Raw genomic sequence first — 22,985 nt, 5'->3', positions numbered from 1 at the left:
ATCAGAAGCGAGGTCGTTGATTGTTGATGTCGTGACCTTGTTTCCCGAAATGTTTGCCGCGCTCACGCAGTCGGGAGTGACGCGCAGGGCGCTGGAGACCGGGCGCTGGAGCCTGAACTTGTGGAATCCGCGTGATTTCACTTGTGACCGGCATCGTAGCGTTGATGATCGTCCGTATGGCGGTGGACCGGGGATGGTGATGATGCCGGCGCCCATGGAAGCAGCCATCGAAGCGGCACGAGCGCGGCAACAGGCGCTGGGTGTGCCCGCCAGCCGCGTCATCTGCCTGTCGCCGCAGGGCACGCTCTTGACACATGCGCGGGTGCTGCGTCTGGCCCAGGCCGGTGAAGCACTGCTGCTGGTTTGTGGACGCTATGAAGGAATTGACGAACGGGTCATCGCGCGCTGTGTGAATGAGGAAATTTCCATCGGGGATTTCGTCCTCTCGGGGGGGGAAATTCCAGCGATGGTGCTGCTGGACGCAGTCGTCAGGCAGTTGCCAGGGGTGCTGAACGACGCCGATTCGGCACAACAGGATTCGTTTGTGGCGGGCTTGCTGGATTGCCCGCACTATACGCGGCCCGAGGAATACGCCGGGCTGCGGGTGCCGGAGGTGCTGCTCTCTGGTCACCACGAGGAAATACGACGATGGCGCCTGCAACAGGCGCTGGGTCGGACGTGGCAGCGACGTCCCGAGTTGTTGGCGGGGCGCGCGTTGTCAAAATCGGAAACGCAACTCCTGGTGAAGTTTCAGGAGCAATGCGGTCAGGACAATAAAGCGTCATTCGCTTGCATGGAGTTTAACAATGAATCTGATCGAGCAACTTGAGCAGGAAGAAATCGCCCGTCTGGGCAAGGTCATACCGCCGTTTGCACCGGGCGACACCGTCGTCGTCCAGGTCAAGGTGAAGGAAGGAGCCCGCGAGCGCCTGCAGGCTTACGAGGGGGTGGTGATCGCCAAGCGCAACCGCGGCCTCAATTCCAGTTTCATCGTCCGCAAGGTTTCGTCCGGCGAGGGGGTCGAACGTACCTTTCAGACCTACTCGCCGCTGGTCGCGGCGATTGAAGTGAAGCGTCGCGGTGACGTACGGCGTGCCAAGCTCTACTACCTGCGTGAGCGTTCAGGGAAGTCGGCGCGGATCAAGGAAAAATTGGTCCGTCGGCAGCGCTGAACCCTCGGCGATCCTGCTAACGGTCATGACTTTTCCAGGCACCCCGATCACATGAAAGTCATGACCGCTTCCCTCTCCCCCGGCCCCTCCACCGCAAATGGGGAGGGGAGATTCGTGAGTTGCTGACGCGACTTCCCCCGAAAAACGCGACGAAGTCGGAAGGCTTCGTCGCGTTTTTCGGGGGAAGCCTCCTCAAGCGGGAGCCGGAAAAGTCCGTTTGTCGTTTTCGATCAGCGCATAAGCCGAGTGATTGTGGATCGATTCGAAGTTTTCGGACTCGATCACATAGGCATTGATGCGTCGCTCGGCGTTGAGACGTGCCGCCACGTCGCGCACCATATCCTCGACGAACTTCGGGTTGTCGTAAGCCCGCTCGGTGACGTATTTTTCGTCAGGGCGTTTGAGCAGGCCATACAGATCACAGGAGGCCTCGGCTTCGACGAAGCGAACCAGTTCTTCGATCCACAGGTGATCGTTGATCTGGACGGTGACGGTGACATGGGAACGCTGGTTGTGAGCACCACGCTCGGAAATCTGTTTGGAACACGGGCAGAGACTGGCGACCGGAACAATGACCTTGATCGTAGACTCGATGCGGCCGTGGCAGATCTCGCCAATCAGTGTCACGTCGTAATCCATCAGGCTCTGTACTCCCGATACCGGTGCCGTCTTGTTGATGAAATACGGAAAGCTCATTTCGATATGGCCGGTTTCGGCTTCCAGCCGGTCGACCATTTCACGCAGCATGGCCGGGAAATTCTCGACCGAAATTTCGCGTTCGTGGCTGTTGAGAATTTCCACGAAACGTGACATGTGGGTGCCCTTGAAGTTGTGCGGCAGACCGACATACATGTTGAAAATGGCAATCGTATGCTGGATGCCGCCGGACTTGTCGAGCACCTTCACCGGGTGCCGGATGGCCTTGATCCCCACCTTGTTGATGGCGATCTGTCGGGTATCGGTCGAGCCCTGGACGTCGACCATGACGGCGGGGCTGCGTGAGGTTTCGGGTGCGTTCATGGCTGCTCCAGGGGGTTATTTTTGTGACGGTGGATCGGCTTGCCCGAATCCGCCGCGCTGTTTTGACGTGCGCGTATTGCCCGGACAATTCCTTCGCGGTCCAGGCCAATTTCGGCCAGCAGCAGTGCCTGATCTCCGTGTTCGATGAAGTGGTCGGGAATTCCCAGCCGCAACAGGCGAGCCGGACTGGCGATGTCTTCGAGGACCCGTTCGACCTCGGAGCCTGCCCCACCAATCACGGCATTCTCTTCGACGCTGACCAGCAGAGAATGTTCCGCCGCCAGCGCAATGATCAGGTCGCGGTCGATCGGTTTGACAAAGCGCATGTTGGCGACGCTGGCATCGAGCTCCTCGGCGGCAGCCAGAGCCGGCGTCAGCATGCTGCCAAAGGCGAGCAGCGCAACGCCGCTACCACGACGGCGGATTTCGCCCTTGCCCACCGGTAGTCCGACGAGTGCCTTGTCGATGGCCACACCGGCACCGCTGCCGCGCGGGTAGCGAACCGCACTGGGACCGTCGAGGCGGTAGGCGGTGGTCAGCATCTTGCGACACTCGTCCTCGTCGGACGGGGTCATCACCACCATATTGGGGATGCAGCTCAGGAATGAGAGGTCGAATGCGCCATGGTGGGTGGGACCATCGGCGCCGACCAGGCCGCCACGGTCCAGTGCGAAGACCACCGGCAGGTTCTGCAGCGCCACATCATGCACCAGTTGATCGTAGCCACGCTGCAGGAAGGTCGAGTAGATCGCCAGTACCGGTCGCAAACCCTCGCAAGCCAGGCCGGCAGCAAAGGTGACGGCATGCTGCTCGGCAATACCGACATCGTAATAGCGATCCGGGTAGCGTTGGCTGAAGCGCAGCAGGCCGGATCCTTCGCGCATGGCCGGGGTGATGCCGACGAGTTTCGGGTCGGTCGCTGCCATGTCGCAGAGCCAGTCGCCAAAAACCTGCGTGTAACTGGGCTTGGCTCCGATCAAACTACCGGCGATGCCGATCTCGGGCTGAAACTTCGAAACTCCGTGGTAGAGAATCGGATCAACCTCCGCCAGCTTGTAACCCTGCCCCTTCTTGGTGATCACATGCAGGAACTGCGGCCCCTTCAGATTTTTCAGGTTCTGCAGGGTGGGGACCAGAGATTCGAGGTCGTGGCCGTCGATCGGGCCAATATAGTTGAATCCCATTTCCTCGAACAGGGTGCCAGGCGTCAGCATGCCTTTGACATGCTCCTCGGCGCGTTTGGCGAATTCCCGTAGCGAGGGCGAAAAGTCGAGAATTTTCTCGCCTGCCTTGCGCGCGGCATTGAAGCTTCCCCCGGAGAAGAGGCGCGCCAGGTAGCGGTTGAGGGCACCCACCGCAGGTGAGATCGACATGTCGTTATCGTTGAGCACGACGAGCATGTCGGCGTCCGCCACGCCGGCATTGTTCAATGCTTCAAAAGCCTGGCCGGCGGACATGGCGCCATCGCCGATGATCGCCACGACCTTGCGCGGCTCGCCCTTGATTTTGGCGGCCAGCGCCATGCCGAGCGCGGCCGAGATCGAGGTGGATGAATGACCGACACCGAAAGTGTCGTACCTGCTTTCGCTGCGCTTCGGAAAACCCGAAATACCGCCATGCATCCGCAGCCTGGCCATACCGGTGCGCCGACCGGTGAGCACCTTGTGCGGGTAAGTCTGGTGGCCGACATCCCATACCAGGCGATCGTGCGGGGTATCGAATACGTGGTGCAGGGCGACCGTGAGTTCGACCGTGCCGAGGTTCGAAGAAAGATGCCCGCCGGTCCTGGCGACCGACTCCACCAGGAAACTGCGCAACTCGTCGGCGAGTTGCGGCAGTTGCTTGCGCTCAAGTTTGCGCACCTGCGCCGGATCGCAGATGGTGTCGAGTAGAGGGTAACGAGTCATGGGTCGTCCTGCTGAAGTGCGCGGTGGCAGCCAGAAGTGAGTCTTAGAACTTGCGCTGAGTGATGAAATCGGTCAGTTCGACCAGCCGCCGAGCGCGCACATCGAAAATGGCGAGGGTTTCGATTGCCTGTGCCCTGAGATCGGCAGCAAATTCACGTGCGCGGTCGAGTCCCATCAGGGTGACATAGGTTGGTTTTTCGGCGGCGGCATCCTTGCCTGCCGTTTTCCCCAGCGTTGCCGTGCTGACCGTGCAGTCGAGGATGTCATCGACGACCTGGAACAGCAAGCCGACACGCTTGGCAAAGCGATCCAGCGATGCACGTTCCGCAACTATCAGTGCCGTGCCGCACAGCCCACCGAGCAGTACGGCGGCACGGATCAGTGCACCTGTCTTGAGCGCATGCATCAATTCGAGTTCGGGTTGATTGAGCCGCTTGCCAACTGCCTCGAGGTCGATCGATTGCCCGCCAGCCATGCCACAGGAACCGCTGGCGCGCGCCAGGAGGTGCAACATTTCCAGCTGCCGGCAGGGGTCACCAAAATCCTCGCGCGCCAGCAGTTCGAAAGCCAGTGACTGCAGGCTGTCGCCAACCAGCAGAGCAGTTGCCTGGTCGTATTCGACATGGCAGGTCGGTCGGCCGCGGCGCAGCACGTCATCGTCCATACACGGCAGGTCATCATGCACCAGCGAGTAGCTATGGATCAGCTCGACGGCGGTGGCGGCGACTTCCAGTCGCGCTGCGGCCGCGTCGGTCAATTCACCGGCAGCAAACACCAGCAATGGGCGCACCCGCTTGCCACCATTCAGGGTCGCGTAGCGCATGGCCTGGTGCAGACGGCCCGGAATGGCCTCGCCGGGTGGTAGGCAGTGGGCAAGCGTTGCTTCCAGTCGTTCCTGGACACTGAACATCCAGTCCGGAAAGGACGGCCGGAGAAAGGGGGCAGGCTGCAAGGAAGGCGTGTTCATCGCGCTTCTCCGACTTCCGACTCGAAATCGCGCAGCGTGCCATTCTCGAGAATCTGGATCTGGCGTTCGGCGTCGATGAGTTGCTGCTGGCAGTGCTGGAGCAGCTCACTACCGCGTCGATACGCAGCCAGCGATTCCTCAAGCGGCAGGCGGCCTCCCTCCATACTCTGAACGATCTGTTCGAGTTCGGCGAGTGCTGCTTCGAATTTGAGATCACCAATAGCTGTTCCTGCCTTGCCGGAGATGGCATGGTCTGCAGGGTGCCCGGAGTTTGGTTGTGGCATCGGAAAGGTTCGGCTCAAACTGGCGAAAATAGCCTATTAGTGGGCTTCCGGTCAAATGAAAACATGCCCCCGACCCCTGTGCATGATTGGCATCGCCGATTTGCTCATCTGTCGAGTAAAATCGCGGCTTCATTCCTGCCCAACCAATTCCAATGCGTACTACACGGTTTTTTCTGTCCACGCTCAAAGAAGCCCCCTCTGATGCCGAAGTCATCAGTCACCAACTGATGCTGCGCGCCGGGATGATCAAACGGCTGGCGGGTGGGATCTATACCTGGATGCCGATCGGGCTGCGCGTGCTGCGCAAAGTCGAGAAGATCATCCGCGAGGAGATGAATGACGCGGGGGCAATCGAGCTGTCGATGCCGGCAGTGCAGCCAGCAGAACTGTGGCAGGAGTCCGGACGCTGGGAGAAGTATGGCCCTGAACTGCTGCGCTGCAAGGATCGGCACCAGCGCGATTTCGTCATTGGTCCAACACACGAAGAGGTGATCACCGATGTCGTACGCAGAGAGGTGAAGAGCTATCGCCAGTTGCCCGTACACTTCTACCAGATACAGATCAAGTTTCGTGACGAAATCCGGCCGCGTTTCGGTATCATGCGCGGTCGGGAATTTCTGATGAAGGACGGTTACTCGTTCCATGGCAGCTTCGATGACCTGCAGCGCGAATACCGGAACATGTTCGACACCTATACGCGAATATTCACTCGTCTCGGACTGAAGTTCCGTGCCGTCGCTGCCGATACGGGTTCGATCGGTGGCACCGGGTCGCATGAGTTTCACGTTCTGGCGGATTCCGGCGAGGACGCACTGGCCTATTGTCCGGATTCCGATTTTGCTGCCAATGTCGATCTGGCCGAGGCCCTGGCTCCGCCGGATGGACGCTCCACGGCCACTGTCGATCTGCAGAAGGTTGCCACACCAGATCGTACCCGCTGCGAGGATGTCGCCGCATTCCTCGGCATTCCGGTGACCAGGGCGGTCAAGGCCATCGCCATCGTGTTGAAGGACGCGGCAGAAGATTCAGGTCGACTGGCGCTGATCCTGCTGCGCGGTGATCACCAACTCAACGAACTCAAAACCCAGAAGACCATCGGCGAGTTCCGTTTCGCGCGCGACGACGAGATTGTCACCGCCCTCGGTTGTCCGCCAGGCTACATTGGTCCTGTCGGGATTGCCAACATACCGGTCTTTGCCGATCGCAGCGTGGCGGTGATGAGCGACTTCGTTTGCGGCGCCAATGCGAAGGGGTTCCATCTCGTCGGGGTCAACTTCGCTCGCGATCTGGTCGATCCGACTTTGGTCGGCGATTTCCGGAATGTCGTTGCCGGCGACCAGTCGCCGGATGGCCTGGGTACGCTCGAACTGTGCCGTGGCATTGAAGTGGGGCACATCTTCCAGTTGCGCAGCAAGTACGCCGAGGCACTCAAATGCAGCTTTCTCGACGAAAGTGGTCAGAGCCGGATCATGGAGATGGGTTGTTACGGCATTGGTGTGACCCGCGTCGTTGGAGCAGCCATCGAACAGGGGCATGATCAACGCGGCATCATCTTCCCGGCGGCGATCGCACCGTTCCAGGTGTGCATCGTTCCCATGGCTTACGCCAAGAGCGATGCGGTGCGGGCGGCAGCCGACGCCTTGTACGCTGAACTGACGAACGCCGGCATCGACGTCCTGCTGGACGACCGCAACGAGCGTCCGGGGGTGATGTTCGCCGAAATGGAGCTGATCGGCATCCCGCACCGCGTGGTGGTCGGTGAACGCGGACTGGCGGCAGGAAAATTCGAATACAAGGGCCGGGTCGACGCCGAATCGCAGATGCTGCCAATAACCGAGATCGGCCAGTTCCTGAAGGACCGTCTGTGCGCTGCGTAGCGGTCCTGTTCGTGCTCCTGTTGCCCATGGTGGTACACGCCGGGGCGCAGAAGTATGAACCCCTCTCGGCGAGTGTGCAGTCAGCTTTGTCGAGAACGGTCTCGGATCGGGCGCCACCCAGGAGCTCGTTTCAGGATTCGATGGAGGCGATCGACTGGCTGACCGAGATGTCACGCCGGCTGGAGAAGCGCATCCCTGACCGTGAAGCCCGTTTCGAATTCCTGCGCTCGGTGCACTACGAAGCGACGCGCGCAGGTCTCGATCCTCAACTGGTACTCGGCCTGATCCAGGTTGAGAGCGGCTTCAAGAAATATGCAGTCTCAAGCGCCGGCGCGCGGGGCTTCATGCAGGTGATGCCATTCTGGATCAAGCTCGTCGGAACCAGCGACGACAACCTTTTTCATTTGCGCACCAATCTTCGTTACGGGTGCACCATCCTTCGCCACTACCTCGACATCGAGCGCGGCGACCTCTACCGCGCACTGGGCCGTTACAATGGCAGCCTTGGCCAGCCCGCATACCCGAACATGGTACGCATGGCCTGGGAGAGTCAGTGGTCCTATACGAAGAGCAAGCTGGCGCTGCGTTGACCGGGCTGAACCGGGACTGCCGGCATCATCGCATTCCCGGCAGCATCCCCTTGATGCCACGCATCAACTGCGCCATGCCTCCTCTGGAGAACTGCCTCATCATTTTCTGTGCCTGTTCGAATTGTTTGAGCAGGCGGTTGACCTCCTGCACCTGAACTCCGGCACCCATGGCGATGCGGCGCTTGCGCGCGGCCTTGAGCAACTCGGGCCGGCTGCGCTCGGTGGGGGTCATCGAATTGATGATGCCTTCAATCCTCGCGACCGCCTTTTCCTCGCTGCCAGCCGGTAGCTGACCGGCTCCCTGCGAGAATTGCGCCGGCAGCTTCTCGATCATCGAAGACAGTCCGCCCATCTTGCGCATCTGGCCGATCTGGTCCTTGAAGTCATTGAGGTCGAAGGTCTTGCCCGATTTCAGCTTCTTCGCGAACTCGAGCGCCTTTTCTTCGTCGATGCCCTTCCGCGCATCCTCGATCAGCGACAGCACGTCGCCCATGCCGAGGATTCGTGACGCCATCCGCTCCGGGTGAAAGGCTTCGAGACCGGTCAGTTTCTCGCCGACCCCGGCAAACTTGATCGGTTGGCCGGTGACGTGCCGAACCGAGAGGGCGGCACCCCCACGCGCGTCGCCATCAAGCTTGGTGAGGATGATGCCAGTCAGCGGCAGTGCCTCGCTGAATGCCCGCGCGGTATGGATGGCATCCTGGCCGAGCATCGCATCGACGACGAAAAGGGTCTCGATGGGCCGGATGGCGGCGTGAATATCGGCAATTTCCTTCATCATCGCCTCGTCAATGGCCAGTCGGCCGGCGGTGTCGACGAGCAGGACATCGTGGTAGTGCCGCTTTGCCCAGTCGACCGCCTGGCGTGCGATATCGACCGGCTGGTCGGTCGTCGCCGAGGGAAAGAAATCGGCACCTGCCTGTGCTGCCACCGTTTTCAACTGCTCGATCGCCGCCGGGCGGTAAACGTCGCAGGAAACCACGAGCACCTTTTTTCTTTGCGTCTCGCGCAACATCCTGGCGAGCTTGCCGACCGTGGTGGTCTTGCCGGAACCCTGCAGGCCGGCCATCAGAACGATTGCCGGTGGTTGCGTGGCCAGATTCAGCCCTTTATGGGCCTCGCCCATGAGCTGGGTCAGTTCGCGATGAACGACCCCCACCAGGGCCTGTCCAGGGCTCAGCGAACCGATCACTTCCTCGCCAACCGCCTTTTCCCGAACGGCGGCGATCAGCGCCTTGACTGCGGGCAAAGCGACATCCGCCTCAAGCAAGGCGAGGCGAACCTCACGCAAGGCATCGGCAATGTTGGATTCGGTCAGGCGTGCTTCGCCACGCAGTGTTTTCATGACGCGGGCAAGGCGTTGGGTGAGGTTGTCGAGCATTTGGATTCCGGCTTGGTGTAGACTTCGAGAATGTCAGACATTCTACTTCAGCTTCTGCCGCACGTCCTTGCATCGCTGCTCTACATTGCTCTTGGCATCCATTTCTGGCAGACGCGCTGGCGTGAAAGCAAGCAGCCGCTGCTGACCCTGCCGATGCAACCCTGGGAGCGTGCAGCCATCTTTGGCGCCCTGGTGGTGCAGGGCGTTGGCCTTTACTCAGGCCTGTTCAGCGCCGGTGGGATGCGCTTCTCATTCAGTTTTGCGCTCTCCCTGATGCTCTGGCTGGCGGTCCTGATTTACTGGCTGGAGAGTTTTCGCGCACGCATGGACGGACTGCAGCCGATGGTCCTGCCGCTCGCGGCACTCGCGGCTCTGGCACCAGCGCTGTTTCCGCAATTGCGTGAGGTGGCCAATGCCAATGCCTGGGGCTTCCAGCTTCATTTTCTGACAGCGATGCTCGCCTACAGTCTATTCACGCTGTCTGCACTGCACGCCGTGTTCATGGGTTTTGCCGAACGTAAGCTGCACCAGCGGGCGGTTACCAGAAGCCTGACCAGTCTGCCACCGATCCTGACTATGGAAGCGCTGTTGTTTCGTATGATTCTCGTCGCCTTCTGTCTGCTCACGGCCGCGCTGGTCAGCGGGGTCATGTTTTCCGAAGCGATTTTTGGCAAGGCCATGGTTCTCGATCACAAGACCCTGTTTGCCTTCGCCTCGTGGGGAATCTTTGCCGCCTTGCTGGTCGGGCGTCGCGTTTATGGCTGGCGCGGCCGTGTCGCACTGCGCTGGACTCTGGCAGGATTCATGGTGCTGTTCCTAGCGTATATCGGCAGCCGCTTTGTCGCCGAGGTTCTGCTCGGTCGACTATGAACCTTGCCAGGCAGGAGAGCGATGGCGGGGTTGCGAGAGCCGGCGCTCATTCGCCGGTGAAGGCCAGGCAATAAAGCGATTTCGCACAACTCGAGCGCGGCCAAAGACTGCGCTCGAGTTGTGGATATTTTCATCTAACCGTCGCCGTGTTGGCGACGACCGTGCAGACTGGCGTAGAAGCCAGTTCAAGCGCCGCCACTGCGAAGGGTGAGAAACAGGTTCAGCGTGGAACGACGCGAGCGTTCTCGCCGCTGCCTTCAACATACACCCGCTGACCCTGGCGAAGACCCGGATGGCTCGGTTGTGTCACAGAAATCAGCACGCCGTTGGCCATCCGGACAATGATCTGCTGGCCCTGGACAGGCTGCTCGTACTTTTTCTGAACTGCGTTGCCGACCAGAGCGCCGCCGACGGTGCCGAGCACCATGGCCACATCGCGACCGCTGCCGGCACCGATCAGGCTGCCGATCCCGAGGCCGGCCATGCCGCCGACAATGGCGCCAACCCCCATATGGTGATTGCTCGGCAACTCCACCAGGGTGATCTGTTCGATCACACCGTTACGGATTTCGATTGGCTGCTCGGCCTGTATCCCAGGGCCAACGCAGGCGGTCAGGAACAAGGCGAGGGCGAATGCTGACAGGCACGACGAGATTCTCTGAAACATGCTGGACCTCCTTGGCAGGTTGGCGAGTGGAGAAGAAACCAGGATGCCGATCGAACCGACCCATGGCATACCGCAGAAGTATGCCAAAGAACGGGTTTGGGCGATAGCAAATTGAATCGCAGCGACCCAGGGTTCAGCAGAATCTCGATCCTGGTCAGCGCAAGGAAGCCTGTACCGACTGGAACTGACGCACCCACGGTCCGTTGACATGCAGTTCAGGCGGCAGTGCGGCGATGGCGGTGCGTGCCTGGGTGACCGTACTGAACACGCCGAAGAACAGTTGGTAGTCCGTGCGCTGCTCGCGCGCGCTCACGGAAAAGGCCAGGGAATCCAGCGCCAGCCGTTTGACGTTGCGGTCGATAAAGCGTGCCATGTCGGCCTGGCTGGGGGAGGTCACCAGTTGCACGGTATACGCCTTGGGGTTTTGTTCGAGTAACCACTGGCTGTCATGCAGTACCCCGGCTCCGATGCCTTGCACTTGCAGCTTCTGTACCGCGGCACGCAAATCGCCGAGGCTTTTCTCCAGATCGGAAACCTGGTTCGAGACCTGGTCAATGCTTGCCTGCTGCCGTGACTCGTGCTCCTGGCGGGCCGTTTCTCGCGCGGAGAGTGCGGCTACCTGGCTGCTGACTTCGCTAATCCGGGCCTGGTTTTGCGCCATTGCCGATTCGCTGCCGGCGGGGGCGAAAGCCGGTAGCCACTTGACCAGAGCGAAGCCCACCACAGTCAGCAAAAGCAGGCCGGCAATCGCCCGATGGGTCCACTTGAACTGCTCGCGAGTGTCACCCTGATGGTCCGCCAGCGCGGTCGCGACCCTGCCGATTTTTTCATCCAGGCGCTCCGTTTCCGATTGCAGGACGCCGACCAGGCTTTGCAAGGTCTGCAACTCGGCATGGTGTTCGCGTTGCAAGGCGCTCAGACCATCGATCCGCGCTTCGACGATCGCGTGTTGCTTTTCGGCTTGCTCGCGTACCACTTCGATACGGTGCTTGTTGCCGCGTGTCGCGGTATCAAGCAATTGATAGGTGATATCAAACTGATCCAGACGCGCGCGTTGCTCGGCGATGATTTGTTCCTGTGCCTTGAACAGACCGTGCAGTGAACCGAGACCTGCGTCGAGCTGCGCGAGATCCGAACTGATACGCGCATTTTGGTTCGCAAGCTGCGTGTTCCAGCGCTGCTCCGAGTCGGCCAGCCAGGTGCGAGCTTCACCGCGCACCGCATCGATGCGTTTTTCCGTGGCGGCGGCATGTCCGTCCAGGGACCGGCCCTGTTGCTGCAAATCGGCCCCGAGCTGATGCACCTGGCTGGAGAGCGCGCCGCCGGACTGGCGGATTTCAGCCAACTCTTGGTCGATGCGACGGTTGTTTTCGGCATAGAGCGCGGTCAGCTCGTCGTAGTCACGCAGCAGACGGTCAAGCTGTGCGTTGATCTCCTTCGGCATCAGGCTGGAACCGTTGGCCTGCGTGAGTTCAAGCAACTGGGCCATCCTCGGTTCGATGGCTGGGGTTTGGGTCGCCAGTTCGTCCAGCGGCTCGGTGGGCACGGTTTCAGGCTGCACATCGTTTGGAAGCACCAATTCTGCGGTTTGGGTCATGGTCGGGCCTCTTTCTAGTGGATTTGCGAGTTTGCGTCTGGGTCGATAACAGCGTGCTCAGGCACCTTGTGTCGAATGTGGATGGGTTTTCTCATCCTTTCCTGAATGCTCGGAAGCATGAAAAATCCGACACCATGGGGGAGTATATGTTCCTCCATCAACCATGGTCAATTGTGAAGTCAGAAGGCGAATGGCGCCCACTCGATTGCTGGGCGGTTCCGACAGGGTTTTTGCGTCTATCGGCACAAAACGGTATGGTGATGATCTTTTCTTGGAGGGGCGATGATCGATGACTTACACCACCACTCACACTTTGCTTGACGGGGTCAGGATCGTCACTCCTGACTCGTTGGAACTGATTACCCCGTATGTCTTGCGTGAGCAGCAGGACTGGTTCGAGGATGAAATCAAGTTCCTGCGCCACTTGCTGCAGCCGGGCCAGAAAGTCATCGACATCGGTGCCAACTACGGTGTTTACGCCCTGAGCATGGCCAAGGCAGTGGGGCCGACAGGCCAGGTCTGGGCCTTTGAACCAGGCTCCAGTACGGCAGGTCTCCTTGCGGAAGGGATTGCCGCCAACGGTTTCGCGCAGGTCACTCTGGTACAAAGCGCTCTCTCGTCTGCGAGTGGTACGGCCCAACTATCGCTGAACCCACACTCCGAACTGAACGCACTGGTGCATGACCTCGCCGAAACGACCGAGGAGACCGAGACGGTCTCCCTGGTGACGCTGGACGAATGCCTGGAGACTTATTGCTGGCAGGACATCGAGGTCGTCAAGATCGACGCCGAGGGCGAGGAGGCCAATATCCTGAAGGGCGGCGAACGCTTCTTCGCGTGGCTGTCACCACTGGTCCAATACGAGATCAAGGCGGGTGCCGACCTGCATACGCATCTGATAGAGTCCTTTGCTGCACTTGGCTACACTTCCTATCGGCTGGTGCCCGGACTCGACCTGCTGGTGCCCTTCAACCCTGAAACGCAAATGGATGGGTTCCTGCTCAATTTGTTCTGCTGCAAGCCCGACCGCGCTGCACGACTCGCCGCACGCGGTGTTCTGCTGGATGCTGCCGAACTTGAAACTGCAAAAGAGCAGATCAAGGAGCTTCTGGAAACGGATGGCAGTCTAGATATTCATCGCTGGCGGCATGCCCTCAGCGGATTACCTTACGGCCGACAACTCGCGAATGAGTGGGCAGTGACCATGAATTCGGGGGGCAGTGAAGAGGTCGCGCAGGCCTTGTCCCTCTATACGCTCAGCCGGGATTCCTCCTTGCCGGCAAGGGCGCGTTTTCTTGCGCTGGAAGCCGGTTTCCGCTGCCTCGAGACGCTTTGCGGACAGCAGGCTTCGCACCTGCGGCTGGCCAGCCTGGCACGGGTAGCAAGAGATTATGGCGCCAGATCCCTGGCTGTAAACGCGCTGGCGCAACTGTGCACAACGATCCTTCAGCAGCAGCAGGTGGACACCAGCGAACCGTTTCTTGCACCGGGTGAACGCTTCGATTCCATCGTACCTGGTGAGGCCATCGGCAACTGGGTTTTGGCAGCAGTCCTCGAGGAACTGGAGAGGCTCGACTCGTTCTCTTCGTTCTACACGGGTGCTTCGGCGCTGCAGCGCCTGCAAATCATTCGCGAGTTGGGGTTTGGCAGCAGCGAGATGGCACGCCGTTTGAGCCTGTTGCAGGCGCGTATGGGGTTGCCCGCATAAAATTCCCAATCAGACGACGTCCTGGCGCAAAATCGATCACGACTAACGGGCATGACTTTTCCAGGCACACGGGGTCATGAAAGTCATTAACTGTCGACTAGCCTTTGCCGAGCATCATCGCCCCACTGACGGATGAACCCCCATGACCACTCCCCAAAAGGTTGCCCTGATTACCGGCGTGACTGGCCAGGACGGCGCTTACCTGGCTGAATCCCTACTCGACAAGGGCTACCAAGTGCACGGTATCAAGCGCCGTTCCTCGTTGTTCAACACCGACCGCATCGACCATCTTTATCAGGACCCGCACGAGCCTGGGCGGCGCTTCATTCTTCACCACGGCGACCTCACTGACTCCACCAGTCTGATCCGGATCATCCAGGAGGTGCAACCCGACGAGATCTACAATCTGGCCGCACAAAGCCACGTTGCCGTGAGCTTTGAAGAACCCGAGTATACCGCCAACGCCGACGGCATCGGCGCCCTGCGCATGCTCGAAGCGATTCGCATCCTCGGTCTGGAAAAGAAAAGCCGTTTCTACCAGGCCAGCACTTCGGAGCTCTACGGTCTGGTCCAGGAAACCCCGCAAAAGGAAACCACTCCCTTCTACCCGCGCAGCCCCTACGCCGTCGCCAAACTCTACGCCTACTGGATCACCGTCAATTACCGCGAGGCCTACGGCATTTATGCCTGCAACGGCATCCTCTTCAACCACGAAAGCCCGGTTCGCGGTGAAACCTTCGTCACCCGCAAGATCACTCGCGCCATCGCCCGGATCGCCCTCGGCCTGCAGGATTGCCTCTATCTGGGTAACCTCAGTGCCCTGCGCGACTGGGGCCACGCTCGCGACTATGTCGAAATGCAGTGGCTGATGCTGCAGCAGGATCACCCTGAAGACTTCGTCATCGCCACGGGTGTGCAATACAGTGTCCGCCAGTTTGTCGAATTCGCCGCAGCCGAGTTGGGCATGGGCGTGCTTTTCGAAGGCGAGGGCGTCAATGAGATCGGCATCGTCACCCGGGTCGAGGGCGACAAGGCCAAAGTCAAGCCGGGTACGGTCATCGTCCGGGTGGACCCGCGCTACTTTCGCCCGACGGAAGTCGAGACCCTGCTGGGCGATCCCCGCAAAGCCCGCGAAAAACTCGGCTGGACACCGACCACCAGCCTGCACGAACTGGTCAAGGAAATGGCCCTGGCCGACTACAATTCCGCCAGACGCGATGCCCTGGTCAAGCTGGCCGGCTTCAAGGCCTTCGACCACAACGAATGAACAGACCATGACGCCCGCCCGAATCTACGTTGCCGGCCACCGCGGCATGGTCGGCGCCGCCATTGTTCGTGCCCTGCAGCAACGCGGTACAGCGACGCTGATCACCCGCACACACGCTGAACTCGATCTCACCCAGCAGACCGCCGTGCGCGCCTTCTTCGAAGTGGAAAAACCCGAACAGGTGTACCTTGCCGCCGCCAAGGTCGGCGGCATTCACGCCAACCAGACCTACCCGGCCGAATTCATTTACCAGAATCTGATGATCGAGACCCACATCATTCATGAAGCCTGGCGAGTCGGCGTGCAGAAACTCCTCTTTCTCGGCAGCAGTTGCATCTACCCCAGACTCGCCGCGCAGCCGATTCCGGAAGAAGCACTGCTCACCGGTACACTGGAAGCGACCAACGAACCCTACGCCATCGCCAAGATTGCTGGCATCAAGCTCTGCGAGAGCTACAACCGCCAATACGGCACGGATTACCGCAGCGTCATGCCCACCAACCTCTACGGACCCGGCGATCATTACGACTTGCAGAACAGCCACGTCATTCCGGCGATGATTCGCAAGCTGCATCTTGCCAAGCTCGCTGCCGATCACAACTGGCTTGCGATCGAACAGGACGAAACCAGAAACGGTCCCATCCCGCAGGATCTCAAGCGCCAGTTGCAAGGCATCTGCACTGGGGCCCTGGAGCCTTGCCTATCCCTCTGGGGTACCGGCACTCCCAGGCGCGAATTCCTCTACGTCGATGACCTGGCCAAGGCCAGCGTGCACCTCATGAACCTGGACCAAACCACCTACCAGGCCCACACCCAGCCGATGCGCTCACACATCAACGTCGGTACTGGCGAGGAAATCACCATCCGCGAACTGGCCGAAACTGTCGCCCAGGTCGTCGGCTATACCGGCCGTATCAAATTCGACCCGAGTCAACCGGACGGCACGCCAAGAAAGCGGATGGATGTCTCGCGTATGCACACCCTGGGTTGCCAAGCCACGGTGGGTCTGGAAGAAGGACTGGGTAAGGCCTATGCAGACTTTCTCGCCAGAGAGGCCCGTGCCTGAACGCCCGTGAACAGGTTTTCCAGTTTTCGCCTGCGAGACTCACGCCAGGGGACCCTCTGCCGCTGAAACCACTCCCGTTCGTGTGCTATGCGCAGTTTGCCTGCGCAAGTCGCTAGCTGCGTTGGCCGGGTTTGCTCGACCATGAGTCCCTGAGCGTCATGGTGCGGTTGAAAACCGGCGCGCCTTCCCGCGAGTCGACGCGATCGGCAACGAAATAACCGTGGCGTTCGAACTGGAAACTCTCTTCCGGCCGGGCATGCTGCAGCGCGGGTTCGAGCCAGGCCCGGATGACCCGGATGCTGTCCGGATTGAGGTCGTCGCGAAAGTCTCGTTCGACGTCGTCAGGATCGCCCGCGCGTCTGGCACCCGGAGAGGGAACCGCGAACAGCCGATCATAGAGCCGCACTTCAGCAAGAAAGGCCCCGTCGACTGCAACCCAGTGCAGATTGCCCTTGACCTTGTAGTTGTCGGCACCCGGAGTGCCGCTTTTCGAATCCGGCAGGTATTCGCAATGCACGGCGATCAGCGTGCCGTTCTCGTCACGGTCGCCGCCGATGCATCTGAGCACGTAGCCGTAGCGCAGCCGGGCGAGATTGCCTGGGTACAGGCGATGGTAGCCCTTGCTCGGCTGTTCCATGAAGTCCTCACGCTCGATCCACAGCTCCCGGCCGAAGGGCATCGCGCGCTTGCCCAGTTCCGGTTTGAGCGGATGATTGGGCGCAAAACAGTCTTCACTCTGGCCGGCCGGATAATTGTCGATGATCAGCTTGAGCGGATCGAGCACGGCGACGCGGCGCTCGACCGACTCGTTCAACACTTCGCGCATGGTGTCTTCGAGTTGCGAGTACTCGATCAGCGAGTCAGAGCGCGATGCGCCGAGACGCTCGGCAAACAGACGAAAACCTGCTGCCGGATAGCCGCGGCGGCGCGCGCCGACCAGGGTTGGCAAACGCGGATCGTCCCAGCCGGCGACATGCTGCTCCTCGACGAGCTGGATCAGCTTGCGCTTCGAGAGCACGATGTAAGTCAGATTAAGGCGTGAGAATTCGATCTGCTGCGGCAGCGGCCGCTGCAGCAGCCCGCCTTCCGCCAGACGCTCGAGCAGCCAGTCGTAGAACGGGCGCTGGTCGGCGAATTCGAGCGTGCATATCGAGTGGGTGATGTTCTCCAGCGCGTCCTCGATGGGGTGAGCGTAGGTGTACATCGGATAGACGCACCAGCGATCGCCGGTGTTGTGATGGCTGGCGTGGCGAATGCGGTAGATTGCCGGGTCGCGCAGGTTGATGTTCGCTGCCGCCATGTCAATCTTCGCGCGCAGGACATGTGCGCCGTCCGGAAACTCGCCATTCTGCATGCGCCTGAAGAGGTCCAGGTTCTCCTCGACACTGCGCTCGCGAAAAGGCGAGTTGGTCCCCGCTTCAGTGAGCGTGCCGCGATGGCTGCGCATCTCTTCGGCGCTCTGGCTCTCGACATAGGCGTGGCCGCTACGAATCAGGTATTCGGCGAACTCGATCATCCAGTCGAAGTAGTTGGAGGCAAAATAAAGGTTGCACTCCGCGTCCGACGGGCCCTCGCAGACCGGGTCTTCCCAGGAATAGCCGAGCCAGCGTACCGAATCGATGATCGAATCCACGTATTCCTGCTCTTCCTTTTCCGGATTGGTATCGTCAAAGCGAAGGTGACAGCGACCGCCGAAATCCTGCGCCAGGCCGAAGTTCAGGCAGATCGACTTGGCATGGCCGAAGTGCAGATAGCCATTGGGTTCGGGCGGAAAGCGCGTGCGGATTGGCGCCCTGTCAAGCGGGCCGGCAAGTTGCTGTTCGGCAGGGCCGGGATGACCCGACCATCGGCGCGCCGCGTATTTGCCGGCAGCGAGATCGGCTTCGATGATGTTGCGGATGAAATGGGTGCTGGCGAGTGCTGTCGGACTCGCCGCCTGACTATGGGGCTCCTGGCTCACGATGCAATCCTTGATTCGAGAAGGCTCGCATTTTAACCGGCCAGGGGTTCAAAGCAGCGAGAATTCACACCCTGTTCAGGGAATCGACCGGCCATCGACGCCTGATACCGGTTGACTGGCAGCCCTTGTCGCCGCTGGTACTGGTCCAGCCTTTGCCGCCAGCGCATGGGCTCGGGCCTCGAAAGCAGTGACCATGCTGGCAGCCATCGGCAGGATCAGCATTTCGACGACCGGCCTGAGGAACAACGAGCGGGTCGCGCAGTCGAGCGCGAAGTCGACGTGGCAGTGATCGTCAGCAAGCGGTGAAAATGCCCAGCGAACGTCGAAGCGGCAGAACGAGCGATCGTTGGAAACGATCGTGATGTTGCTCGGCCGGGCAAGTTCGGTGCGTGTTTGGAAGCGATGCAGCAACAGCCCCAGGGCCAGGGTCTGCTCGGTTTCGTAAGCCTCGGGATAACGTCGGATGATCCTCGCTGCGCGCATCAGCGGCAGGAACTCGGGATACCGCTCGACATCGGCAACGATATCGAACAACCACTCCGGCGGTAGCGCAATGGCGCGGCTCTCACGATGGGTTGCCATGCTCCTCCCGTTTGCTATGGTGGCTGACCGGACCCTTGGGTTTGCCAGCACGATCACCAGAACCGCCGTAAGGCTCGGTGCTTTAATGTGAAAGTCGTGTCAGCGACTCACGAATCTCCCCTCCCCCCCTCGTGGGGGAGGGGTTGGGGGAGAGGGAAGCGGTCATGACTTTCATGATCGGGGGTGCCTGGAAAAGTCATGACCGTTAGCTCGACCCTTTCGGACGGCTGAAGCGGGTCAGATTGTTGATCATCTCGACCATCGCCGGTTGGATCTCGTTTTTTGCGCGTTCACGATCGCTGACCGGGCGGTCGTCTTCATCGAGCACTTCGTCGCGAACGGCACCCGCTGCATTGACCGGGAACGAGATCTTGAATTTTTCGCCGAGGTAGGCGATACGGTTCCAGCCGGCCGCAACAGCGTAATCACGATGGAAGTCCGGCGCCAGCAGATTCTGTCCGAGCGAGTAATCTGCCGGCGGATTTTTGACACCCAGCAAGGGCATCAGCGTTGCCGGGATATCGAGATGGCTGCTGATGCCGCTGAGGGTGCGTGCCTGCTGACCCGGAATCCACAGGACACCCGGTGTGCTGGTCTGAAAACGATTGAAGTCGGCAGCGTGCCCCCAGCGCTTGCGTTCCATGAATTCCTCGCCGTGATCGCCAAGAACGACAATGATCGTGTCGTCGAGCAGTTTCCTTGCACGCAGATGCGCGATGACACGCCCGATCAACTGGTCGACATGGTGAGCGGCGTTGATATAGCGGTTCTTGATCGGCACCATCTGCTGTGCGAAGTCGGTCGACAGATAGTTGAAGTCCTCAAGATACGGGCGGGCAATGACGCTCTCGGGCGGGAAAGTGTAATTGGCATGCGTACCCTCGAAGAACATGTAGGTCATGAATGGCCGCGTCTTGTCTCGGTTGTCGATAAACCGGAGGATGTCGTCGATGTTTTGCCGGTCGCGTTGCCACGGCTGTGGACCGTCGGACAGCGCATGCATGTCGGCCGGGTCCATTTTCGCGAAAACCGTCTCCTGAAACGGCGGATAGGTAAAACTCTGGCTGGTATGCAGGCTGAACTGATAGTTCTGCTGCTGCAGCACATCCATCAGCAGAGGCGATCGGCGCGCCGCCTGCATCGGAAACCAGTAGTTGCCGTACAGGCCATAGAACATCGAGAAGATGCCCATCTGGGTGGTATTGCCGCCACTGTAGTGGTTCCCGAGGCGCAGCGAATGCTCGGACAAATCCCAGAGTTGCGGCATGATTGTGCGGTCCAGCATGTCGTAGCGCAGCGATTCGACGGCCAGCCAGACGATGTTGAGCGGGCGCGCAGGCGGCTCGACGCGTAGCGGCAGCAGCGGATAACTCAGGACGCCGTTCTTGACATGCACCCCGCCGGTACCCTCCGGAGCGCCGCTGATGCCCAACCGGGACGCCAGCTTGCGAAAGGTGGTCGGCAGGTAAAGCGGGTAACGCTCGCTGGCAAAAAGAATCGGCTGATAGTTGGCGGCGGCGCTGAAACCATAGGCGACGCGCTCGCCGACCGCGAAGCTCAGGATGGCCAGCAGCACCCAGCCCGCACGCGGGGTCCAGCGAGACGGACGCGACCGGGCTGCGCGACGCGTCACCCAGTAGTAGGTTGCCGCCTGTAACGCCAGCAGGGCGATGACCACCAGACTGGCGGTCAGTTCGGTACTGCGACTGGCCCCGAGCGAGGCGATTCCGCCGGGGGTGAACACCAGATCGAGGACAAAACCGTTGATATGAAAACCGTACATTCCATAAATCACCCGGTCGGCGAACAGGAGTACGTGAATCATTCCGGTCAGGCCGATCAGCAGCAGCGCCAGCGTGGCCACCCCGGCGCGCGTCGCCGGGCGCCGCAGCAGCAGCCGGTGCAACAGATAGCCGGGAATCAGTGCCGGTAGCAGGTACAGAAAGGTGTAACTGACCGTGGTCGCCAGCGTCCACAATGCCACTGCGAGGGTGCTGTAGCTCTGGTCGTTGGTGAAGGCGCTGACGTGCAGCAGCACCCACAGTCCGGTCAGGAGAAAAAAGCGATTGATGCTTTCGCGAGTGGGCAATGGGGGCAGTGGGGTCATCGGCATCTTCCAGCGTAAGCGGCGATTTTAGCGGATAAACATTAAGTTGGGCTGAAGCAGACGCCCAGGGGGTGCGAATGAAAGGGTGGGTCGAAGTCCCTTGTTCGATCGAGATGGGTTGACATCGGTAATCACCCCTCCCCCCTCGCGGGGGAGGGGTTGAGGGAGAGGGGGGCCATCGTTGCACACGAATTCGTCGAATCCTTGCGACAGCACATCGCCAAAGCGGTCAGTCTGCTCTGCTGACATCTGCGAGGGCATGGGCGCCCCCTCTCCCCCAACCCCTTCCACGGCCCGCGCTGCATCGCGGGCCGGCTGCGGCGGCGCGGAGCAGTGCTCCGCGAAACCCCGCCTTCGCCCCCCACGAGGGGGGAGGGGAGTATATCGGTCCCTCCCGACACTTTCATTCACACCCATTCGTTCCCCACCTCCAAGCCAAGCAGCGATCTCGGGTACAATGCCCGGATCATGAGCGATTCACCCCTCCAGCACGCGCACCAGCACGGCCATGACCACGATCCGCACGGTGGGCATGCGCATCATCATCATGTGGACACCGGTCCGCGCCTGCTCTGGGCCTTGCTGCTGACGCTCGGCTTCGCCGGGGTCGAGGCGGCGACCGGCTTCTGGTCCGGATCGCTGGCGTTGCTGGGTGACGCCGGACATATGGTCACCGACAGCGCTTCCCTCGGGCTTGCGGCCTTTGCGGCCTGGCTTGCGCAACGCCCGCCGACGCAACGGCACACCTACGGCTATGGTCGGGTCGAGACGCTGGCGGCGCTGCTCAATGTCGTTTTCATGGTGCTGGTGGTGGTCGGCATTTCGGTCGCCGCCGTCGACCGCATTCTCGATCCTGCCGCGGTCAATGGCGCAGCGGTCACGCTGGTGGCGGCGCTCGGCCTGGCCCTCAACATCGCCGTCGCCTGGTTGCTGATGCACGGCGAGCAGACGATGAATACGCGCGGCGCCCTGCTGCACGTCCTCGGCGACCTGCTCGGTTCGGTGGCGGCGCTGGTCTCCGGCGCAGTCGTGATGTGGACCGGCTGGACCACCATCGACCCCCTGCTCTCGATCCTGATTTGCGCGCTGATGCTGGCGTCGAGCCTGCGTCTGTTGCGTGAAGTCCTGCAGGCACTGATGGAAGGCGTGCCGCCGAGCCTGTCAACCGGGCAGATCGGAGGCGTACTGGCGGGCATCGCAGGGGTTGCCTCGGTGCACGACCTGCATATCTGGACCTTGTCGTCGAAGCGCGTCGCTCTTTCGGCACATCTCGTCGTCGAGTCACTCGATCAATGGCCGGCGGTTCTCGCCGCCAGCCGGCATGCGCTGGCCGAGCAGGGCATTGCGCACGTGACGCTGCAGCCGGAACCCTTGACCAATCCCGTGCGCTGGCTGCCGATTCCCGAGAGACTCCGTCAGCAGAATGCCGGAGCCTCCAATCCCGGAGCCTCCCGATGAGAGTGGTCGTGCAGCGCGTCGCCGCAGCACGGGTCGAAGTCGGAGGACAAGTCGTTGGCTCGATCGGGTCGGGTCTGCTGATCCTGGCCGCTTTCGAGGAGGTCGATGCCGACTCTGATCTGGCCTGGATGTCCGCCAAGCTGGCCCGACTGCGCATCTTCCCCGATGCGGCCGGGGTGATGAACCGCAGCGTCATCGACGCCAGGGGGGAGCTTCTCGCAGTCAGCCAGTTCACCCTCTTCGCGTCGACCCGGAAAGGCAATCGTCCGTCGTGGAGTCGTGCGGCCCGGCCTGAACTCGCACAAACGCTGTTTCAAAGCTTTGTCGAACAGCTCGAAAGCGCCAGCGGGCAGCGCGTGCAGACCGGCGTTTTCGGTGCCGACATGCGGGTACACCTGATCAACGACGGGCCGGTGACGATCAGCATCGATTCGCGTCGGCCGGAATAGCCCACGGGAATAGCTCACGGGCACCGCTCGCGCACTGGCCAGGTTTCTCCGCCCGG

Annotated in this window: 20 protein-coding genes; 10 read left to right on the top strand and 10 right to left on the bottom strand. The window is 60.8% G+C overall.

From position 1 onward, the window contains the following. Positions 1 to 16 precede the first annotated feature (16 nt). Together trmD and rplS are read left to right on the top strand one after the other, a co-directional pair. Positions 17 to 829 (top strand): tRNA (guanosine(37)-N1)-methyltransferase TrmD, encoded by an 813-nt coding sequence (trmD, locus tag V5B39_RS02605; protein WP_434735645.1) that lies wholly within the window; start codon positions 17 to 19, stop codon positions 827 to 829. Next, positions 807 to 1,172, top strand: coding sequence for a 50S ribosomal protein L19 (gene rplS / locus V5B39_RS02600; RefSeq protein WP_034918938.1), 366 nt, complete (start codon positions 807 to 809; stop codon positions 1,170 to 1,172). The genes trmD and rplS overlap by 23 nt, the downstream gene beginning before the upstream one ends. Positions 1,173 to 1,364: 192 nt before the next feature. On the opposite strand, the gene folE2 is transcribed toward rplS, so the two are convergent. From folE2 to V5B39_RS02580, 4 genes are read right to left on the bottom strand one after another with little or no spacing between them, the layout of a single operon-like run. Then, positions 1,365 to 2,192: a GTP cyclohydrolase FolE2 gene (gene folE2 / locus V5B39_RS02595; protein ID WP_332341222.1), complete on the bottom strand. Its 828-nt coding sequence runs from the start codon at positions 2,190 to 2,192 to the stop codon at positions 1,365 to 1,367. After that, positions 2,189 to 4,099, bottom strand: coding sequence for a 1-deoxy-D-xylulose-5-phosphate synthase (gene dxs, locus V5B39_RS02590; RefSeq protein ID WP_332341220.1), 1,911 nt, complete (start codon positions 4,097 to 4,099; stop codon positions 2,189 to 2,191). Before dxs ends, folE2 begins: the two co-directional genes overlap by 4 nt. 43 nt (positions 4,100 to 4,142) lie before the next feature. After that, positions 4,143 to 5,066: a polyprenyl synthetase family protein gene (locus V5B39_RS02585; protein WP_332341218.1), complete on the bottom strand. Its 924-nt coding sequence runs from the start codon at positions 5,064 to 5,066 to the stop codon at positions 4,143 to 4,145. After that, positions 5,063 to 5,350 (bottom strand): exodeoxyribonuclease VII small subunit, encoded by a 288-nt coding sequence (locus tag V5B39_RS02580; protein WP_332341216.1) that lies wholly within the window; start codon positions 5,348 to 5,350, stop codon positions 5,063 to 5,065. Before V5B39_RS02580 ends, V5B39_RS02585 begins: the two co-directional genes overlap by 4 nt. A 152-nt stretch (positions 5,351 to 5,502) precedes the next feature. Here V5B39_RS02580 and V5B39_RS02575 point away from each other — a divergent pair, with 152 nt between their 5' ends. Then, on the top strand, positions 5,503 to 7,227 hold the full coding sequence (locus V5B39_RS02575; protein WP_332341214.1) for a proline--tRNA ligase: 1,725 nt from the start codon (positions 5,503 to 5,505) through the stop codon (positions 7,225 to 7,227). A 26-nt stretch (positions 7,228 to 7,253) separates the two neighbouring features. Then, positions 7,254 to 7,817 (top strand): lytic transglycosylase domain-containing protein, encoded by a 564-nt coding sequence (locus V5B39_RS02570; protein ID WP_332341401.1) that lies wholly within the window; start codon positions 7,254 to 7,256, stop codon positions 7,815 to 7,817. 25 nt (positions 7,818 to 7,842) lie between these two features. Here V5B39_RS02570 and ffh read toward each other — a convergent pair whose 3' ends face one another. Beyond that, entirely contained in the window at positions 7,843 to 9,198 is a 1,356-nt protein-coding gene (ffh, locus tag V5B39_RS02565; protein ID WP_332341212.1) for a signal recognition particle protein, read from the bottom strand. 30 nt (positions 9,199 to 9,228) lie between these two features. On the opposite strand from ffh, the gene V5B39_RS02560 reads away from it, so the two are divergent. Continuing rightward, positions 9,229 to 10,068, top strand: coding sequence for a cytochrome C assembly family protein (locus V5B39_RS02560; RefSeq protein WP_332341211.1), 840 nt, complete (start codon positions 9,229 to 9,231; stop codon positions 10,066 to 10,068). A gap of 220 nt (positions 10,069 to 10,288) precedes the next feature. On the opposite strand, the gene V5B39_RS02555 is transcribed toward V5B39_RS02560, so the two are convergent. Together V5B39_RS02555 and V5B39_RS02550 are read right to left on the bottom strand one after the other, a co-directional pair. Continuing rightward, positions 10,289 to 10,735, bottom strand: a complete 447-nt coding sequence (locus V5B39_RS02555; RefSeq protein ID WP_332341210.1) for a glycine zipper 2TM domain-containing protein — start codon at positions 10,733 to 10,735, stop codon at positions 10,289 to 10,291. A 154-nt stretch (positions 10,736 to 10,889) separates the two neighbouring features. Beyond that, positions 10,890 to 12,332 carry an SPOR domain-containing protein gene (locus V5B39_RS02550; RefSeq protein WP_332341208.1) on the bottom strand — a complete coding sequence of 481 codons (1,443 nt, stop codon included), beginning with the start codon at positions 12,330 to 12,332 and terminating at the stop codon, positions 10,890 to 10,892. 289 nt (positions 12,333 to 12,621) lie between these two features. Here V5B39_RS02550 and V5B39_RS02545 point away from each other — a divergent pair, with 289 nt between their 5' ends. The 3 genes from V5B39_RS02545 (at position 12,622) to V5B39_RS02535 (ending at position 16,373) form a co-directional block, all read left to right on the top strand. Next, positions 12,622 to 14,040: an FkbM family methyltransferase gene (locus V5B39_RS02545; protein WP_332341207.1), complete on the top strand. Its 1,419-nt coding sequence runs from the start codon at positions 12,622 to 12,624 to the stop codon at positions 14,038 to 14,040. 142 nt (positions 14,041 to 14,182) lie between these two features. Continuing rightward, positions 14,183 to 15,307, top strand: a complete 1,125-nt coding sequence (gene gmd / locus V5B39_RS02540; RefSeq protein ID WP_332341206.1) for a GDP-mannose 4,6-dehydratase — start codon at positions 14,183 to 14,185, stop codon at positions 15,305 to 15,307. A gap of 7 nt (positions 15,308 to 15,314) precedes the next feature. Then, entirely contained in the window at positions 15,315 to 16,373 is a 1,059-nt protein-coding gene (locus V5B39_RS02535; RefSeq protein ID WP_332341205.1) for a GDP-L-fucose synthase family protein, read from the top strand. Positions 16,374 to 16,485: 112 nt separating this feature from the next. Here V5B39_RS02535 and V5B39_RS02530 read toward each other — a convergent pair whose 3' ends face one another. The 3 genes from V5B39_RS02530 to V5B39_RS02520 all read right to left on the bottom strand — a co-directional run bounded on the left by V5B39_RS02530 (position 16,486) and on the right by V5B39_RS02520 (position 21,022). Next, a complete protein-coding gene (locus V5B39_RS02530) occupies positions 16,486 to 18,333 on the bottom strand; it encodes a glutamine--tRNA ligase/YqeY domain fusion protein (RefSeq protein ID WP_332341204.1) in 1,848 nt (615 codons plus the stop codon). 75 nt (positions 18,334 to 18,408) lie between these two features. Next, the gene (locus tag V5B39_RS02525) at positions 18,409 to 18,915 is read right to left on the bottom strand and encodes a type II toxin-antitoxin system RatA family toxin (protein WP_332341203.1); all 507 of its coding nucleotides are present in this window, start codon (positions 18,913 to 18,915) and stop codon (positions 18,409 to 18,411) included. A gap of 205 nt (positions 18,916 to 19,120) precedes the next feature. Further along, on the bottom strand, positions 19,121 to 21,022 hold the full coding sequence (locus tag V5B39_RS02520) for a sulfatase-like hydrolase/transferase (protein WP_434735644.1): 1,902 nt from the start codon (positions 21,020 to 21,022) through the stop codon (positions 19,121 to 19,123). Positions 21,023 to 21,490: 468 nt separating this feature from the next. On the opposite strand from V5B39_RS02520, the gene V5B39_RS02515 reads away from it, so the two are divergent. Together V5B39_RS02515 and dtd are read left to right on the top strand one after the other, a co-directional pair. Continuing rightward, on the top strand, positions 21,491 to 22,480 hold the full coding sequence (locus V5B39_RS02515) for a cation diffusion facilitator family transporter (RefSeq protein ID WP_332341202.1): 990 nt from the start codon (positions 21,491 to 21,493) through the stop codon (positions 22,478 to 22,480). After that, on the top strand, positions 22,477 to 22,929 hold the full coding sequence (gene dtd / locus V5B39_RS02510) for a D-aminoacyl-tRNA deacylase (protein ID WP_332341201.1): 453 nt from the start codon (positions 22,477 to 22,479) through the stop codon (positions 22,927 to 22,929). Before V5B39_RS02515 ends, dtd begins: the two co-directional genes overlap by 4 nt. Positions 22,930 to 22,985: the final 56 nt, after the last annotated feature.

It is taken from the genome of Accumulibacter sp. (assembly GCF_036625275.1).
Lineage (GTDB): Bacteria > Pseudomonadota > Gammaproteobacteria > Burkholderiales > Rhodocyclaceae > Accumulibacter.
The sequence above is the reverse complement of the archived record's forward strand: the minus strand, read 5'-3'. Positions and strand labels throughout refer to the sequence as shown.

What these genes read in the sequence shown, in the direction of transcription:
- rplS (WP_034918938.1), top strand. Translation starts at nt 807, where the DNA reads ATGAATCTGATCGAGCAACTTGAGCAGGAAGAAATCGCCCGTCTGGGC.
- folE2 (WP_332341222.1), bottom strand. Translation starts at nt 2,192, where the DNA reads ATGAACGCACCCGAAACCTCACGCAGCCCCGCCGTCATGGTCGACGTC.
- dxs (WP_332341220.1), bottom strand. Translation starts at nt 4,099, where the DNA reads ATGACTCGTTACCCTCTACTCGACACCATCTGCGATCCGGCGCAGGTG.
- V5B39_RS02585 (WP_332341218.1), bottom strand. Translation starts at nt 5,066, where the DNA reads ATGAACACGCCTTCCTTGCAGCCTGCCCCCTTTCTCCGGCCGTCCTTT.
- V5B39_RS02580 (WP_332341216.1), bottom strand. Translation starts at nt 5,350, where the DNA reads ATGCCACAACCAAACTCCGGGCACCCTGCAGACCATGCCATCTCCGGC.
- V5B39_RS02575 (WP_332341214.1), top strand. Translation starts at nt 5,503, where the DNA reads ATGCGTACTACACGGTTTTTTCTGTCCACGCTCAAAGAAGCCCCCTCT.
- V5B39_RS02570 (WP_332341401.1), top strand. Translation starts at nt 7,254, where the DNA reads ATGGTGGTACACGCCGGGGCGCAGAAGTATGAACCCCTCTCGGCGAGT.
- ffh (WP_332341212.1), bottom strand. Translation starts at nt 9,198, where the DNA reads ATGCTCGACAACCTCACCCAACGCCTTGCCCGCGTCATGAAAACACTG.
- V5B39_RS02560 (WP_332341211.1), top strand. Translation starts at nt 9,229, where the DNA reads ATGTCAGACATTCTACTTCAGCTTCTGCCGCACGTCCTTGCATCGCTG.
- V5B39_RS02555 (WP_332341210.1), bottom strand. Translation starts at nt 10,735, where the DNA reads ATGTTTCAGAGAATCTCGTCGTGCCTGTCAGCATTCGCCCTCGCCTTG.
- V5B39_RS02550 (WP_332341208.1), bottom strand. Translation starts at nt 12,332, where the DNA reads ATGACCCAAACCGCAGAATTGGTGCTTCCAAACGATGTGCAGCCTGAA.
- V5B39_RS02545 (WP_332341207.1), top strand. Translation starts at nt 12,622, where the DNA reads ATGACTTACACCACCACTCACACTTTGCTTGACGGGGTCAGGATCGTC.
- gmd (WP_332341206.1), top strand. Translation starts at nt 14,183, where the DNA reads ATGACCACTCCCCAAAAGGTTGCCCTGATTACCGGCGTGACTGGCCAG.
- V5B39_RS02535 (WP_332341205.1), top strand. Translation starts at nt 15,315, where the DNA reads ATGACGCCCGCCCGAATCTACGTTGCCGGCCACCGCGGCATGGTCGGC.
- V5B39_RS02525 (WP_332341203.1), bottom strand. Translation starts at nt 18,915, where the DNA reads ATGGCAACCCATCGTGAGAGCCGCGCCATTGCGCTACCGCCGGAGTGG.
- V5B39_RS02520 (WP_434735644.1), bottom strand. Translation starts at nt 21,022, where the DNA reads ATGACCCCACTGCCCCCATTGCCCACTCGCGAAAGCATCAATCGCTTT.
- V5B39_RS02515 (WP_332341202.1), top strand. Translation starts at nt 21,491, where the DNA reads ATGAGCGATTCACCCCTCCAGCACGCGCACCAGCACGGCCATGACCAC.
- dtd (WP_332341201.1), top strand. Translation starts at nt 22,477, where the DNA reads ATGAGAGTGGTCGTGCAGCGCGTCGCCGCAGCACGGGTCGAAGTCGGA.